This is a genomic window from Undibacterium sp. Ji83W (assembly GCF_049340385.1).
Taxonomy (GTDB): Bacteria; Pseudomonadota; Gammaproteobacteria; order Burkholderiales; family Burkholderiaceae_D; genus Undibacterium.
In genome coordinates this window covers 360,672-375,375 of record NZ_JBMPOZ010000001.1, presented here as the reverse complement: position 1 = coordinate 375,375, position 14,704 = coordinate 360,672, and the positions used below count along the sequence as shown (strand labels likewise).

Here is a 14,704-nt window from a genome sequence, read left to right as displayed (position 1 = left end):
AGGACGATAGCGAGAAAAAATGAGTAAGCAGGATGTGTTAGGGAATAATGCATGGAAGCTGACCTTGCAAGCTCAAGGCTGGACTTGTGCTGTCATTGATGAGCTAAGCCTGCTGGAGGCAGCTTTGCTGGAAGGCATACGTATTCCCAATTCATGCCGTAACGGTACCTGCCGCACCTGTATGTGCAAGATGCTGGCCGGGGAAATCAAGTACCAGATAGACTGGCCCGGCCTGAGTCTGGAAGAAAAGCAGGAGGGCTGGATTTTGCCCTGTGTTGCCCAGGCCTGCTCTGATGTGGTGCTGGATGTGCCAGCAGCAGTGAATGTCCTGGAAAAGACTTAATCACTCGCATTACTGCATTGCTTAAGCTGCCCATCCTTACGGTTCCAGCAGGCGGTGCTGGCTTTCGGTACAGGATGGGGCACACCATCATTATCTATCTTGGCCAAACGGGTGTCCCAGGCCTTCACGCCTTTTTTATCCAGTTGCAGGCGTATTACCCAGCCGCGTGTTTGCGGTTCATTGTCGAGTTCATCCATGACAAAATTACCCAGGCTGTAAATGACAGGTTTTCCCTTGTAATGTTCTACATCCTGTATCACATGGGGATGGCCGCCTATGACGGCGTCAGCACCCGCATCTATCATGACCCTGGCTAACTGACGCTGCCTGTCGACGGCGAGTTTGTCATTTTCCCAGCCCCAGTGCATGAATGGGATCACCAGGTCGGCATGGTATTGCTGACGTGCCTTGCGTATATCCAGTGCTACCTGTTCGTCTTCACTCCATGCCACACCTGCTGCCTGTGCTTCCGCTTCAAAACTGCGTGGCATGTATTCGTTATAGCCCAGCAAGGCAATGCGCAAGCCTTTCTTTTCCAGGATCAGCGGCGTATGCGCTTCACGCAGATTATTGCCACCACCGAAGCGCTTGATTTGCTGCTGGTCCAGCAAGCCCAGCATCTCCTGGAATGCTGCGCGGCCAAAATCACCGGAGTGATTATTCGCAATCGACACTGCATCGACATGCTGCCTGAGTGTGGCCAAGGTACGTGGATGGGCACGGAAGGTAAAATTTTTGTCGGCCGCTTCGCCTGTCGTGGCGACTACGCATTCCAGGTTGACGACGCGGATGTCAGCGTTCTTGAATAATGTGGCAAAGGCAAAAAACGGGTCTTTACCCTCAGCGATCATCTTGCCAGGTTTGCCATCCAAAACCACGTCACCAGCAAACAGTATGCTGACGCTATCGTCTTGCGCCAGGGCTGTACCAGTAGCTATCATAGACAAGGCACAGGTGGCCAAGCAATGAATCAAAGTTTGTTTGAGTGTTTTCATTGCTGCACCTCTTGCAGTGTGCAACGGTATTGCAACTCACGTTCAACATCACCGGCGTACACAGAATTCTGTGGCGTCAGAGCGCTTTCTTTAGCCGTGACTTTGAAGGGAGGGCGGTAAGTCGCCTGATGCACCGGGACATCGCTGCGGCGGGTCTGGAAATAGGCGTACAGCTTGATATAGTCTATCTGCTGCGCCTTGCCCACCATGACAGCCTTGAATGTAAAGCGCTCACCTATATCGGTGGTCTTCACATCATAGGGGTCTTGCACGATCTGGCTCTCTATAGTCTGCATGCTGCTAGCATAACTTACATAGCAGCGCAATAAGGGCTTGGCAGCACATGGTAGTTGGCTGCCTATCAGTAAAAGACTGCTGAATACAAAAAACCTGGTGTAGCTTTTCTTTATCTCTGCACTTCTCAAGCATCTTTCAACTGACCACATAGCTTTGCCGCCCTTAATTAGTCGAGCGGTGATTATCACAGGATTCGTAAGTGCAGGGAAGTATAGATTTTGTCTTTTTTGTATGCCGCAGCAATCACTTCTCTATGCTGCTACGGCATGTAGATTTCCTAATATTGTTTGCTGTATGCTGCAAACCCCAGGTAATTTGCTGGCAAGGCAAAACGCTCACCATAACTGGCTTGCAGCTCAGCAGCTCTTTCAGCAAATCGCTGCGCACCCACATGATTGACGAATTGCACAGCACCACCAGTCCAGGACGGGAAGCCTATGCCAAAAATTGATCCTATGTTGGCGTCGCGGGTCGATTCCAGTACACCTTCATCCAGGCAGCGCAGGGTTTCTATCGCCTGCATGTATAAAAACCTGTCTTGCATGTCGGCATAGGGCAGGCTGTATCCAGCTTTGCCAAACAAGTCAGCCAATTCTGGCCACAGATATTTCTTGCCACCATCTGTGGGATATTCATAAAAGCCCGCACCGGCTGCTTTGCCTGCACGCTCATGCTGATCAAGCATGGTATTGATGATGGCAGCGGATGCCGTGGCTTGCCAGCTCTTGCCTTCTGCTTCCAGATCGGCCTTGGTTTGCGCGGCGACATGGCGCGACAGACTCAGCGACACTTCATCCTGCACTGCCAGCGGGCCAACCGGCATGCCAACTGAGAGCGCCGCATTTTCTATGAGTGCTGCTGGCAATCCTTCGGCCAGCATGCTCAGGCCCTCGTTGACAAAACTGGCAAACACCCGGCTGGTGAAAAAGCCGCGAGAGTCATTGACGACGATGGGTGTCTTGCCTATCTGCAGTACATAGTCATAGGCGCGTGCCAGTGTTGTCTCACTGGTTTGTTTTCCCTTGATGATTTCTACCAACTGCATTTTATCGACAGGCGAAAAGAAGTGTATGCCTATGAAGCGTTCAGGATTGCTCACCGCTTTTGCCAGGCCACTGATCGGCAGGGTAGAGGTATTGCTGGCCATGATGCCATCTGCTGCCAGCATGTGTTCTGCTTCGCTGCTGACCGTAGCCTTGAGTTCACGGTTTTCAAAGACGGCTTCGATGATGAGATCACATGCAGAAAAATCACTGGCGTTTGCCGTAGGCTGTATCAATTCCAACTGGCTCGTTGCCTTTTCTGCAGACAAGCGACCTTGCCCCACTTTTTTATGCAGGCTGTTGGCAATAGTGGTTTTGCCTTGCTCAGCTTTCTCCAGTGTCTGCTCTTTCAATACCGTATGTATGCCGCGTGCTGCACTGACTGCGGCTATACCAGCGCCCATCATGCCTGCGCCTATCACACCGAGTTTGTTGACTTTGGATTTTGCGATGTCTCGCGGGCGGCTTTTGCCTGAGCTGATTTCCTGCATCTGGAAGAACAAAGTGCCTATCATGTTCTTGGCGACCTGGCTGGTTGCCAGATGGGTGAAGTAACGGCCTTCAATTTTCAGGGCATTATCAAAATCAACTTGTGCACCTTCTACCATGGCTGCCAGTATGGCTTCGGGGGCAGGATAATTGGCGCGTGTTTTTTCGCGCAACATGGCAGGTGCCACCATGATCATCGGTAGTAATTTGGGTGAATTGGGTGCGCCACCCGGCAGTTTATAGGCTGCATCATCCCATGGTTGTTGTGCCTGTTGCTTGGCCAGTATCCAGGCGCGCGCCTGCTGCAACATGTCTTCGCGGCTACTGGCAAGCGCATGCACCAGGCCTGCCTTGACTGCGGCAGCCGGGGAAACCTGCTTGCCTTCCAGCAGGTAGGGCATGGCTTCCTGCAAGCCCAGCATACGTACTGTACGTACCACGCCGCCCGCACCGGGCAATAATCCCAACGTCACTTCAGGGAAGCCAATTTTTGCTTTGGCATTATCCAGTGCGACTCGGTAATGGCAGGCCAGCGCCAGCTCCAGGCCACCACCAAGGGCACTGCCATTGATGGCGGCAACTACAGGCTTACCCAGTTTTTCCAGGCGACGCAATACCGCCTTGTTTTTCTCTACCATCTCCAGGCAGGTTTTGGCGTCTTGTATGCTGATGAGTTCGCGCAAGTCGCCACCAGCAAAAAAACTCTCCTTGCCAGATGTCAGGATGACGCCGCTGACTTGCTCTTTTTCTTCTTCCAGCCTGGCTACGGCCGATGCCAGTGCATCGCGAAATGCCGCGTTCATGGTATTCACTGACAAGCCTGGCATATCTATGCAGAGGGTGACTATCTGATGTTCGTCTTTGCTGTAATTGATCATGATGTTTTGCTCTCTCGCTCTTTATACGCGCTCTATGATGGTGGCAATGCCCATGCCACCACCAACACACAGGGTGATGAGGCCGCGCTTTAACTGACGTGCTTCCAGCTCATCAATCAGGTTACCCAGCAACATGCAGCCGGTTGCCCCCAGCGGGTGGCCGAGTGCAATCGAGCCGCCATTCACATTCACTTTTTCTTCTGGCACCTTGAGATCTTTCATGAACTTCATGACGACAGCCGAAAAGGCTTCATTGACTTCAAACAGATCGATATCTTCTATGCGCAGGCCAGCTTTGCTCAAGGCTTTCAAAGTCGCCGGGCCGGGGCCGGTCAGCATGATGGTAGGATCAGTGCCCGTGACTGCTGTGGCGACGATGCGTGCACGCGGGTTCAGGCCCAGGCGCTTGCCCATGGCCTCTGTGCCTATCAGGGCGAGGGCAGCCCCGTCAACGATGCCGGAAGAGTTGCCGGCAGTATGTACATGATTTATCCGTTCAATGTGTGGATACTTGCGTATGGCAACACTGTCAAAACCCATCTTGCCCGGCATTTCAAATGAAGCCTTGAGCGAGGCCAGTGCTGCCATACTGGATTGTGGTTTGATGAATTCATCTTCAGCCAGTATCACCAGGCCATTCATGTCACGCACAGGGCGCAGGGATTTGAAGCGGCCAGCAGCCCGTGCCGCTGTGGCTTTTTCTTGTGAGCGCAAGGCAAAGGCATCGACATCTTCACGGCTGAATCCTTCCAGCGTGGCGATCAGGTCTGCCCCTATGCCTTGCGGCAAAAAGTCGGTTTGCATGCTGGTTTGCGGGTCGGCTGCCCAGGCACCACCATCTGAACCCATGGTCACGCGTGACATCGATTCAACACCGCCAGCGACGACCAGGTCTTCCCAGCCTGAACGTACTTTTTGAGCGGCCAGGTTGACTGCTTCGAGGCCGGATGCGCAAAAGCGGTTCAGTTGCACGCCTGCCACTTGCCAATCCCAGCCTGCAGCCAGCGCTGCAGTCTTGGCGATGTCTGCACCCTGGTCACCGATGGGGGTGACACAACCCAGCACGACATCATCGATTAGCGCGGTATCGAGCGACAGGCGTTGCTGCATATCCTGCATCAGGCCAGACAGCAAGGAGATGGGTTTGACACTATGCAGTGAACCATCTTTCTTGCCCTTGCCACGCGGCGTGCGGGGCGCATCAAAAAGATAGGCTTCGGTCATTTGTGTTCTCCAGTCTGGCTGTTTCTGTATGAGGGGATATGTGGCTTTATTGATGCTCAAGTGTATGATGATACAATTAATAAAGCAAATGCTTGATTAAATGCTGTGTGGCTGATTTGACCACAGGATATGAGGAAAACACGCAATGACACAAAACATCATTAACAACCCCGAATTTCAAGGCATGCTCAAAATGGTGATAGAGGAAAAAATCCCATTTTGCCATTTGCTCGGCATGAAGCTGGACAGCTTTGACCCGGATGCACCGCGTCTCAGCATAGGCATGCGGGACGAGTTGCTAGGCAATTTTGCCCAGGGCATGCTGCATGGCGGCGTGATTGCTTCCGTACTGGATAGCGTGGCAGGTTTTGCCATTTTGCTCAAAATGGCGCAGCAAAGCCCGCAAGATGATGTGATCTCGCAGATTAAGGAATTTGGCAAGATGAGCACCATAGACTTGCGCATCGATTATTTGCAACCAGGACGCGGCAAGCATTTTGTTGCTACTGCTGAAGTCACCCGGCTGGGCAAGCGTGTCGCCAATGTCTTGATGGATTTGCGTAATGAAAAAGGTGACAGAATTGCGACAGGTGCAGCCGCTTTCATGCTTCACGGCAGAGCCTGATTGCCTTTCTGCCTACTTGTACTAGGATAGTAGATACAAACTACAACAAGGGGGAGCAGCATGAGCATACGTCTGGAAAAAGCCAATGGACTGGCCACCATCATCTTTGATAATCCAAACTGCATGAATGTCATGGGTGCAGCAGAGATACGCGCCCTGAACCAGTTGACCGAGTTGCTGGCAGAAGACCACAGCATACGCGTCGTCATTATCCGTGCCGAAGGCAAGGTATTTGGGGCGGGTGGCGACATTGCCAGCTTCAAGCCCGGTGATCCCGCATCCCCCGAAGCCATACGTGAAATAGGCGCAGAACTGAACCAGGCAATATTGCGCTTGCATCAACTGCCTGCGATAGTCATTGCCTCTGTCCATGGTGCGGTTGCCGGTGGCAGCATGGGCACCATGAATGCAGCTGACCTGGTGGTGGCAGCCAAGGGCACGCGTTTTAATATGGCCTATGCCAAGATAGGTGCCAGCCCGGATGTAGGTAATACCTGGTTCCTGCCGCGCCTTGTGGGTAACCGCAAGGCACTCGAATGGCTATTGTTTTCAGAAAATTTTGATGCCGATGAAGCCCTGGCGTTTGGCTTGATTAATCTTGTCGTACCGCCTGAGCAATTGAAAGATGTCACAGAGAAGCTGGCAATGCGCCTCTTGCGCGGTCCGCAAGAAAGCTATGCCAGGATGAAGCGCCTGGTTTATCAGTCAGATGCGACTTCGCTGGAACAACAAGTCAATGACGAAATCGAGGCTTTTGCCTCAGTCACCATGACGCCAGACTTTGCCGAAGGGGTATCCGCCTTCCTGGATAAGCGCACAGCTCATTTTGGCTGCAAGCTTAACTAAACGCTATTTTTGGGCAATTACAGGGATATATGACAGGTTTGTGACGAATTTTGTGTCTAAAAACCGGTTTTCCCCTCTGAAACTGCAAGATAAATCGAGTGTGTAGTGTTTTATTTTACTTTTCCCTGAAATTCTGCGTATAATCGTTCAGTCGTTGAGATTCAAAGTGGTAGTGCAGTATCAGTCTGTCATTTCTTACTTGGTTGAAACGATCTATCGGGCATATGCCCACATTAACTGAAATAGGAAATTGTAATGGCAACAGGTATTGTTAAATGGTTCAATGATTCAAAAGGTTTCGGCTTCATCACTCCAGATGAAGGCGGTGAAGATCTGTTTGCTCATTTCTCCGCTATCCAATCTAACGGCTTCAAATCTTTGAAAGAAAACCAACGTGTTTCTTTTGAAGTAACTACAGGCCCTAAAGGCAAGCAAGCTTCTAACATCCAAGCAATCTAATTGCTTCTTTGTTAGTCTAGTATTGCACTAGATTTGCGCTAAAAAATCCCCGATTTATCGGGGATTTTTTTTTGCGCTAGCACAAAACTTTTCTCCCCGGATACTTGCAAACTTATTTATACTTAATTTGCAGCAGTTAGACTAAAGTTGTCCCTGATCAAGACTCTCATTAAGAATTTTTGTATTCTTGTTCCACATTTGCCAGGAACGTTACAAGGGGAAAATAAGATGTTCAATCTGACAATCAGGTTAAGACTGATAGGTGCAATGGCTTTCATGGCAATCATGTTGGTCATTGGTGGATTGATGGGGGTTTATGGCGTCAGGAACAGCAATGCCGTCATCAAGGAAATATTTAGCAATCAATTACCTTCGGTAGAGGCAATGGGGCAATCCCGGGTCTTTATGCTGCGGGCCCGTACTGCTCTCGACAGAGCAATTGCTCATCCCGAATTCCCGGATAATGCCGAGACCATCAAGCGTTCAGAAGATTTTTTTAATCAATCTGAAACATACTGGAAAAAATACCTGGCCTTGCCGCAAGATGCTGAAGAAAAAAAGATTTCTGACGAAGCTGCTGCCTTACGTGACAAGTACATTAAAGATGCGCACTTGCCGATGTATAACGCCATCAAAGCTGGCAATAAGGAAGAAGCCGACAACATCAACATGAAGTTGGTACCGCCTGCCTTTAGCGCTTATTCTGAGAAAATGGCCAAGCTCAGTGAATATCAATTTGCTGGTGCCGCCAGTTCGCTTAAAGAAAGCGAGAGTGCTTTTACTACCTTCTTGTGGGTAGACATACTGGGTGTGATTGGTGGACTGGTCGCTGTATTTATTTCGGCTTACTTTTTACTGGCAGCCATCTCCCATCCCTTGAAGCAGGCGATAACCCAGTTTGAAGCGATAGGCAATGGTGATTTGACCCAGCAACTCAAACCTACCTCGCGGGATGAGATGGGGCAACTGGTCTCCGCTCTCGAAAACATGCGCCAAAGCCTGATGCAAACTGTCACCATGGTGCGAAATTCTAGCGGATCTATTGCTATCTCGTCTGAAGAAATTGCCACTGGCAATATGGACTTGTCCAGCCGTACCGAGCAGCAAGCTGCCAGCCTGGAGGAAACTGCCTCTTCCATGGAGGAACTGACTTCGACCGTGCAACAGAATGCTGACAATGCACGACAGGCCAATACCCTGGCATCGAACGCATCTGAAGTCGCCAGCAAAGGTGGTCAGGTGGTTGGTGATGTGGTGCATACCATGTCATCGATCAAGGAAAGCTCGAAAAAGATTGTCGATATTATTGGCGTCATTGATGGCATCGCCTTCCAGACCAATATCCTGGCCTTGAATGCGGCTGTAGAAGCTGCGCGTGCAGGTGAACAGGGGCGTGGCTTTGCTGTCGTGGCGACTGAAGTGCGCAACCTGGCGCAGCGATCTGCCAATGCGGCGAAAGAAATCAAGGAGCTCATCAGCAGTTCTGTCGATAAAGTTGAAGTTGGTTCACGCCTGGTTGATGATGCTGGCAAGACTATGGACGAGATTGTCGTCTCTATCAAAAGTGTGGCTGACATCATGGCAGAAATCACTGCTGCCAGTGCCGAGCAAAGAGATGGTATCAACCAGGTCAGTATGGCGATAGGCAAGATGGATGAGGCAACTCAACAAAATGCGGCTCTGGTAGAGCAAGCCGCCGCTGCTGCCAGCAGCATGCGGGATCAGGCGAATAATTTGAATAACGCTGTCAGCATCTTCAAGATTGATGCCAACGATGGTAGCAACAGTGGCGGCAACAGTGGTGCTAACAACCACAGCAAAGCGCCTGTGGTATCGCCAGCAAAAGCAGTGATCAGAGAAAACCCTGTAGCCAAACGTGCGACAGTCAAATCCCTGCCTGCTACGGCCTCGGCAGCACCGAAAAAGACGACCAAACCAGCCCCGTCAGCTGCACAGGATGACTGGGAAGAGTTTTAAAAGCGTGCAGTGATTTCTCTCCGCATCAGATGCATGACTTTGGTGTGGAGCAGCGACTCAAAAAAATTCAGAATACTTCAAAAGAATCCTGCTCAGGATTTTTTCCAGTAATTCGGCTGGCTATAGGCATGACGCAAAAAATCGATAAAGGCACGTATGCGCAAGGGCAGGTGACGACGCTGGGCAAATATCGCATAGATGTCATTGCCGGGCGCATTGAATTCATCCAGCACAGTAATCAGCTTGCCGGTTTCAATTTCAGCCCCCACTTCCCACATGGACCGCCAGGCCAGACCTTTACCTGACAGCGCCCAGTCATGCAAGACTTCACCGTCATTGCAAACCATATTCCCTTCCACCTTCAGCGTGACATTCTTGCCGTTCTGGCGAAAAGTCCAGCCACGCTGGCTGCCATCGGCACTGAAAGCCAGGCAATTGTGTTTGCTGAGTTCATCCAGGGTTTGCGGTGTGCCATGGCGCTTGATATAGGCAGGCGACGCGACTACCACGCGTTTGTTGTCTGCCAGCTTGACGCCTATCAGGTTGGAATCGGTCAAGGCGGCGATGCGTATCGCCACGTCTATGCCTTCACCGATCAAGTCCACCACGCGGTCATTCAGACTCAGCGTCAGTTTCACATCGCGGTGTTCGCTCAAAAAGGAGGGCATCAGTGGTGCCACATGTTGACGGCCAAAACCTGCCGGGGCTGAAATAGTCAGCGTACCGCTGGCGCGGGCGCTACGTTCTGACACCGCACCTTCGGCTGCCTCCAGGTCAGCCAATATGCGCTGGCAATCTTCGAGGAAGGCTTCGCCCTCATTGGTCAGTGCCAGTTTGCGGGTAGTGCGTTGCAAAAGCTTGACGCCCAGGCGTTCTTCGAGCGCATCAAGACGGCGACCTATCATGGCCGGGGCCACGCCTTCAGCTCTTGCTGCTGCCGACAGGCTGCCGCGTGTTGCCACTTCAGCAAAAGTAGAAATTTGTTTGAATTGATCCATGAAGGCTAAGCTCTTTAAGTTTTCATTTGCAACTAAAATGAAAAGATGTAGTGATGAAATTCGATGATTATAGTATTTTATATTGAATATACTGTTTTCATGATGATTGCTATTCAATTTTCTACATTTACAGCTACCTGCACATTGTTCGGGCATTAAAGAAAACCATGACCATCTCCGCCATCGCTTTTGACGCCTACGGTACCTTGTTCGATGTGTATTCCATCAGTGAACAGGCAGACAAGCTGTTTCCTGGTCAGGGGCGAGCATTGGCTGAACTCTGGCGCGACAAACAGATTGAATACACCCGCTTGCGCACCATGTGCAGCATGTACAAACCATTCTGGGAGGTAACTCAGGACGCATTGATATTTTGCTGCCAGAAGCTGGGTCTGGAATTGACGCTGGATGCGCAAAATAGCCTCATGGGTCAGTATGCAAGGCTGAAAGCTTTCCCTGAAAATCTGGCGGTGTTGCAAGCCTTGCAGGCACAAGACATGAAAATGTCGATTTTATCGAACGGTAATCTGCACATGCTACAGTCCGCTGTCGATGCGGCCGGCATGCAGGGCATATTCAGCCATTTGCTATCGGTAGAAGTCGTCAAGAAATTCAAGACCGCACCTGAAGCCTATCAAATGGCACCTGATGTATTTGGTGTGCCCGCCAAGAATATCCTGTTCGTATCCAGCAATTGCTGGGATGCCTGCTGCGCCACCTGGTTTGGTTACACCACTTTCTGGGTCAACCGGCAAAATGCGCCGCTGGAACAACTGGGCGTCACGCCGCATGGTGTAGGACGCACGCTGCAAGACCTGATTCCTTTTATAGCAAAACATCGCAACTGATTTCGTTTTAATTCATTTTTTCTGGAGACTACAATGACACAACTGACTTTACCTGAAGGCATGCAAATCAGCGGCGAAATCAAGCCAGGCTTTGCCGAGATTCTGACGCCAGAAGCCCTTGCCCTGGTTGCCAAACTGAGCCGTGCTTTCGAGCCACGCCGCCAAGAATTATTGGCCGCCCGTGTCGAGCGTGCCAAGCGCCTGGATGCCGGTGAGACACCAGACTTCTTGCCAGAAACCCTGCATATCCGTGAAGGTGACTGGAAGATCGCGCCTATCCCCAAAGCGCTGGAATGCCGCCGCGTAGAGATCACCGGACCGGTAGAACGCAAGATGGTCATCAACGCCTTCAACTCTGGCGCTGACAGCTACATGACGGACTTTGAAGATTCCAATACACCAAATTGGGATAACCAGATCACTGGCCAGATCAATATGCGCGACGCCGTGCGCCGCACTATCAGCCTTGAACAAAACGGCAAGTCATACAAACTGAACGACAAGATCGCCACCCTGGTCGTGCGCCCACGTGGCTGGCATCTGGATGAAAAACATGTGCTGGTCGATGGCAAGCGTATCTCCGGCGGTATCTTTGATTTTGCCCTGTTCCTGTTCCATAACGCCAAAGAGCAACTGGCACGCGGCGCTGGCCCTTACTTCTATTTGCCGAAGATGGAATCGCATCTGGAAGCACGCCTGTGGAACGATATCTTTGTCATGGCACAAAATGAAATCGGCCTGGCACAAGGCACCATCAAGGCGACAGTCCTGATCGAAACCATTGTTGCAGCTTTTGAGATGGATGAGATTTTGTATGAGTTGCGTGAGCATAGCTCAGGCCTGAATGCCGGTCGCTGGGATTATATTTTCTCTTGCATCAAAAAATTCAAGAACGACAAAGACTTCTGCCTGGCAGACCGTGCAAAGGTCACCATGACTGCGCCTTTCATGCGTTCTTATGCTTTGCTGTTGCTGAAAACTTGCCACAAACGTAATGCGCCAGCGATAGGCGGTATGGCAGCACTGATTCCTATCAAGAACGATCCTGAGAAAAACGATATCGCCATGGGCGGTGTGCGCACTGACAAAGCTCGTGATGCCACTGATGGTTACGATGGCGGCTGGGTAGCTCACCCAGGCTTGGTAGAATTGGCGATGACAGAGTTCAAGAAAGTATTGGGCGATGCACCTAACCAGATTTCCAAACAGCGTCCTGATATCGAAGTCAGCGCCAAGGACTTGCTGAACTTCCAGCCAGAAACACCGATCACTGAAGCCGGCCTGCGTTACAACATCAACGTCGGTATTCATTACCTCGGTGCATGGCTGGCAGGCAATGGTTGCGTGCCTATCCATAACCTCATGGAAGATGCCGCAACGGCAGAAATCAGCCGCTCACAAGTCTGGCAATGGATACGCTCTGCCAAGGGCAATCTGGAAGATGGCCGCAAGGTCACTGCCGACATGGTCCGCGCCATGATCCCGGAAGAATTGGCCAAGGTCAAAGAAGTGGCTGGTACAGGACCAACTTATGACCGTGCCGCGCAAATTTTTGAAGAGATGTCGACTTCTGAAGACTTTGCTGAATTCCTGACCTTGCCTTTATACGAAGAAATCTGATGTTGTAGCAGCATTGCAGCCCCCAACAAGGCTGCAGGCAGCCAGAAAAGCGAATACTTAGGTGTTCGCTTTTTTATTGCCTTTTGTGAGTGTCATCCAGATTTTTTGAAAAACATGTTTAATTCATTAGCTCATTCAGGAAAAAAATAGCAATACATCACACATTTTAACAATAAGGCAATATAAGTTTGTTATATTGTTGCCACTGTGCTGGCGCGATTTGTGGTCCCTTGCACAGCAAATCCGGGCAACCCCATACCTTAGAAAAGTGAGTGAAAAAATGAAACAATATGGAGCTGAATTTTTGGGAACATTCTGGCTGGTGCTAGGCGGCTGCGGCAGTGCGGTGCTGGCGGCTGCTTTCCCTGGTGTGGGCATAGGCTTGCACGGTGTGTCACTGGCTTTTGGTTTGACGGTACTGACCATGGCCTATGCCATAGGTCATATCTCTGGTTGCCACCTTAACCCCGCCGTCTCTATCGGCCTGTGGGCAGGTGGACGCTTTCCAGCCAACAAATTACTGCCTTACATTGTTGCCCAGGTCTTGGGTGGCATCGTTGCCGGTGGTGTCTTGTACCTGATCGCCAGTGGCAAGGCAGGTTTTGATGTGTCTGGCGGTTTTGCTTCCAATGGTTTTGCCGAGCATTCACCTGGTGGTTATTCGATGGTGGCTGCACTGGTGACTGAAGTGGTCATGACCATGATGTTCCTGGTCATCATCCTTGGCGCAACAGATAGCCGCGCACCACAAGGTTTTGCGCCTATCGCTATTGGCCTGGGTTTGACACTGATACATCTGATCAGCATCCCTGTCACCAATACCTCGGTCAATCCGGCGCGTAGTACTGGTGTGGCCATCTATGTTGGTGGCTGGGCTTTGCAGCAATTGTGGCTGTTCTGGGTTGCCCCTATCGTTGGTGCTGTATTGGGTGCTGTCAGCTACAAGGCGATTGCTGGCGAGGCCAAGTAAATAGAAGGAGGATATGAGGCTTTGCGCCTCACATAATTCCTTTGAAGGTCCGCAAAATATCATGCAAAAGTTGTCGGGTGTCATGCATCTGCAAATCTGACATGGTATTCTCGGACCTTCACTCTTTTTATGTTCATCATGCCCAGCAATCTCATTAATACCGAAGATGTAATATCAGCGACCGCAACCTGGCTGGACAAAGCCGTCATCGGTTTGAATCTGTGCCCATTTGCCAAAGCCGTGCAGGTCAAGCAGCAGGTGCGCTATGTCGTCAGTGAAGCGAAGACACCAGAAGCCTTGCTGGAAGACCTGGAGCGCGAACTCGAATTGCTGGCCGAAGCCAATCCAGAGAAGATAGAAACCACTTTGCTGATTCATCCTCTCGCATTGAATGATTTTCTCGATTTCAATGATTTCCTGGATGTCGCCGATGGCATGTTGGAAGAAATGGAACTGGATGGCATCTTGCAGGTTGCCAGCTTCCACCCCGATTATCAGTTTGCCGGTACCGAGCAAGACGATATAGAAAACTATACCAATCGCTCACCATACCCGACCTTGCATCTGCTGCGTGAAGAAAGTATAGACAAGGCAGTTGAAGCTTTCCCTGAAGCAGAGCAAATCTATGAAAAGAATATGGAAACCATGCGCGAACTGGGTCATGAAGGCTGGCGTCGCCTGTTTTCCAGCTACGCTAAAAAGTAAGTAATTCAAGCCCGTCCGCTGAATGAGGATCAATCGAATTCTTATATCGATATGCAAATAAGTAATTTGCAATCTACGCACTGACGAATATTATTCAAAACCATATAAAATCAATATACTGGTAGGGGTATATTAATTTAAGTCATTGATTAAAAAGAGAAAAGCCATAATATTCCATGTGATTGTCTCAATCATTCACATCTGCCCGGAAAATCCATCTCGAATTTCTGGGCCAGGCTAAAGCAGTCAATTCCCGTTTTCTTGCAAATCCCATGCTTTAATAACCACGCTTCTGTAGAAAATTTGCTTTTGGCAATTACTGAGCAAGTGTTTCTTCTGATTTTCTGCTGACAAGTGCCTTGTTATTTTGCAGAGCAACATGTACAG

General features: G+C 50.4%; 14 protein-coding genes. 9 read left to right on the top strand and 5 right to left on the bottom strand.

Annotation, left to right across the window (positions count from 1 at the left end):
* The first annotated feature begins 19 nt into the window (after positions 1-19).
* A complete protein-coding gene (locus ACO0LD_RS01750; RefSeq protein WP_423003109.1) occupies positions 20-343 on the top strand; it encodes a 2Fe-2S iron-sulfur cluster-binding protein in 324 nt (107 codons plus the stop codon).
* Here ACO0LD_RS01750 and ACO0LD_RS01745 read toward each other — a convergent pair.
* From ACO0LD_RS01745 to ACO0LD_RS01730, 4 genes are all read right to left on the bottom strand, one after another.
* The gene (locus tag ACO0LD_RS01745) at positions 340-1,338 is read right to left on the bottom strand and encodes a CapA family protein (protein WP_423003107.1); all 999 of its coding nucleotides are present in this window, start codon (positions 1,336-1,338) and stop codon (positions 340-342) included. The two genes, ACO0LD_RS01750 and ACO0LD_RS01745, sit on opposite strands and share 4 nt — an antisense overlap.
* Positions 1,335-1,634 carry a hypothetical protein gene (locus tag ACO0LD_RS01740; RefSeq protein ID WP_423003105.1) on the bottom strand — a complete coding sequence of 100 codons (300 nt, stop codon included), beginning with the start codon at positions 1,632-1,634 and terminating at the stop codon, positions 1,335-1,337. Before ACO0LD_RS01740 ends, ACO0LD_RS01745 begins: the two co-directional genes overlap by 4 nt.
* 278 nt (positions 1,635-1,912) lie before the next feature.
* Complete coding sequence (locus ACO0LD_RS01735) at positions 1,913-4,045, bottom strand: 3-hydroxyacyl-CoA dehydrogenase NAD-binding domain-containing protein (RefSeq protein ID WP_423003103.1); 2,133 nt, start codon at positions 4,043-4,045, stop codon at positions 1,913-1,915.
* 21 nt (positions 4,046-4,066) lie between these two features.
* A complete protein-coding gene (locus ACO0LD_RS01730) occupies positions 4,067-5,269 on the bottom strand; it encodes an acetyl-CoA C-acetyltransferase (protein ID WP_423003101.1) in 1,203 nt (400 codons plus the stop codon).
* Between the two features lie 145 nt (positions 5,270-5,414).
* Between ACO0LD_RS01730 and ACO0LD_RS01725 the strand changes: the two genes are divergently transcribed.
* From ACO0LD_RS01725 to ACO0LD_RS01710, 4 genes are all read left to right on the top strand, one after another.
* Positions 5,415-5,894: a thioesterase family protein gene (locus tag ACO0LD_RS01725; protein WP_423003099.1), complete on the top strand. Its 480-nt coding sequence runs from the start codon at positions 5,415-5,417 to the stop codon at positions 5,892-5,894.
* Between the two features lie 60 nt (positions 5,895-5,954).
* Positions 5,955-6,740: an enoyl-CoA hydratase/isomerase family protein gene (locus ACO0LD_RS01720; RefSeq protein WP_423003097.1), complete on the top strand. Its 786-nt coding sequence runs from the start codon at positions 5,955-5,957 to the stop codon at positions 6,738-6,740.
* Between the two features lie 255 nt (positions 6,741-6,995).
* The gene (locus tag ACO0LD_RS01715) at positions 6,996-7,199 is read left to right on the top strand and encodes a cold-shock protein (RefSeq protein WP_007878889.1); all 204 of its coding nucleotides are present in this window, start codon (positions 6,996-6,998) and stop codon (positions 7,197-7,199) included.
* Between the two features lie 228 nt (positions 7,200-7,427).
* The gene (locus tag ACO0LD_RS01710; protein WP_423003095.1) at positions 7,428-9,176 is read left to right on the top strand and encodes a methyl-accepting chemotaxis protein; all 1,749 of its coding nucleotides are present in this window, start codon (positions 7,428-7,430) and stop codon (positions 9,174-9,176) included.
* A 92-nt stretch (positions 9,177-9,268) separates the two neighbouring features.
* Here the strand turns inward: ACO0LD_RS01710 and ACO0LD_RS01705 are convergent, their stop codons facing one another.
* Positions 9,269-10,174: a LysR family transcriptional regulator gene (locus ACO0LD_RS01705; protein WP_110254094.1), complete on the bottom strand. Its 906-nt coding sequence runs from the start codon at positions 10,172-10,174 to the stop codon at positions 9,269-9,271.
* Positions 10,175-10,341: 167 nt separating this feature from the next.
* On the opposite strand from ACO0LD_RS01705, the gene ACO0LD_RS01700 reads away from it, so the two are divergent.
* From ACO0LD_RS01700 to ACO0LD_RS01685, 4 genes are all read left to right on the top strand, one after another.
* Positions 10,342-11,022, top strand: coding sequence for a haloacid dehalogenase type II (locus ACO0LD_RS01700; protein WP_423003092.1), 681 nt, complete (start codon positions 10,342-10,344; stop codon positions 11,020-11,022).
* Between the two features lie 33 nt (positions 11,023-11,055).
* Positions 11,056-12,642: a malate synthase A gene (gene aceB, locus ACO0LD_RS01695; RefSeq protein WP_423003090.1), complete on the top strand. Its 1,587-nt coding sequence runs from the start codon at positions 11,056-11,058 to the stop codon at positions 12,640-12,642.
* Positions 12,643-12,922: 280 nt separating this feature from the next.
* Positions 12,923-13,612, top strand: coding sequence for an aquaporin Z (aqpZ, locus tag ACO0LD_RS01690; protein ID WP_423000622.1), 690 nt, complete (start codon positions 12,923-12,925; stop codon positions 13,610-13,612).
* 138 nt (positions 13,613-13,750) lie between these two features.
* On the top strand, positions 13,751-14,317 hold the full coding sequence (locus tag ACO0LD_RS01685; protein ID WP_423003088.1) for a DUF1415 domain-containing protein: 567 nt from the start codon (positions 13,751-13,753) through the stop codon (positions 14,315-14,317).
* Positions 14,318-14,704: the final 387 nt, after the last annotated feature.

Excerpts from the sequence above, each read along its gene's own strand:
- ACO0LD_RS01685 (WP_423003088.1), top strand. The coding sequence starts at position 13,751 with ATGCCCAGCAATCTCATTAATACCGAAGATGTAATATCAGCGACCGCA.
- ACO0LD_RS01705 (WP_110254094.1), bottom strand. The coding sequence starts at position 10,174 with ATGGATCAATTCAAACAAATTTCTACTTTTGCTGAAGTGGCAACACGC.
- ACO0LD_RS01740 (WP_423003105.1), bottom strand. The coding sequence starts at position 1,634 with ATGCAGACTATAGAGAGCCAGATCGTGCAAGACCCCTATGATGTGAAG.
- ACO0LD_RS01750 (WP_423003109.1), top strand. The coding sequence starts at position 20 with ATGAGTAAGCAGGATGTGTTAGGGAATAATGCATGGAAGCTGACCTTG.
- ACO0LD_RS01725 (WP_423003099.1), top strand. The coding sequence starts at position 5,415 with ATGACACAAAACATCATTAACAACCCCGAATTTCAAGGCATGCTCAAA.
- ACO0LD_RS01715 (WP_007878889.1), top strand. The coding sequence starts at position 6,996 with ATGGCAACAGGTATTGTTAAATGGTTCAATGATTCAAAAGGTTTCGGC.
- ACO0LD_RS01745 (WP_423003107.1), bottom strand. The coding sequence starts at position 1,338 with ATGAAAACACTCAAACAAACTTTGATTCATTGCTTGGCCACCTGTGCC.
- ACO0LD_RS01700 (WP_423003092.1), top strand. The coding sequence starts at position 10,342 with ATGACCATCTCCGCCATCGCTTTTGACGCCTACGGTACCTTGTTCGAT.
- ACO0LD_RS01720 (WP_423003097.1), top strand. The coding sequence starts at position 5,955 with ATGAGCATACGTCTGGAAAAAGCCAATGGACTGGCCACCATCATCTTT.
- ACO0LD_RS01710 (WP_423003095.1), top strand. The coding sequence starts at position 7,428 with ATGTTCAATCTGACAATCAGGTTAAGACTGATAGGTGCAATGGCTTTC.
- ACO0LD_RS01735 (WP_423003103.1), bottom strand. The coding sequence starts at position 4,045 with ATGATCAATTACAGCAAAGACGAACATCAGATAGTCACCCTCTGCATA.
- ACO0LD_RS01730 (WP_423003101.1), bottom strand. The coding sequence starts at position 5,269 with ATGACCGAAGCCTATCTTTTTGATGCGCCCCGCACGCCGCGTGGCAAG.
- aceB (WP_423003090.1), top strand. The coding sequence starts at position 11,056 with ATGACACAACTGACTTTACCTGAAGGCATGCAAATCAGCGGCGAAATC.
- aqpZ (WP_423000622.1), top strand. The coding sequence starts at position 12,923 with ATGAAACAATATGGAGCTGAATTTTTGGGAACATTCTGGCTGGTGCTA.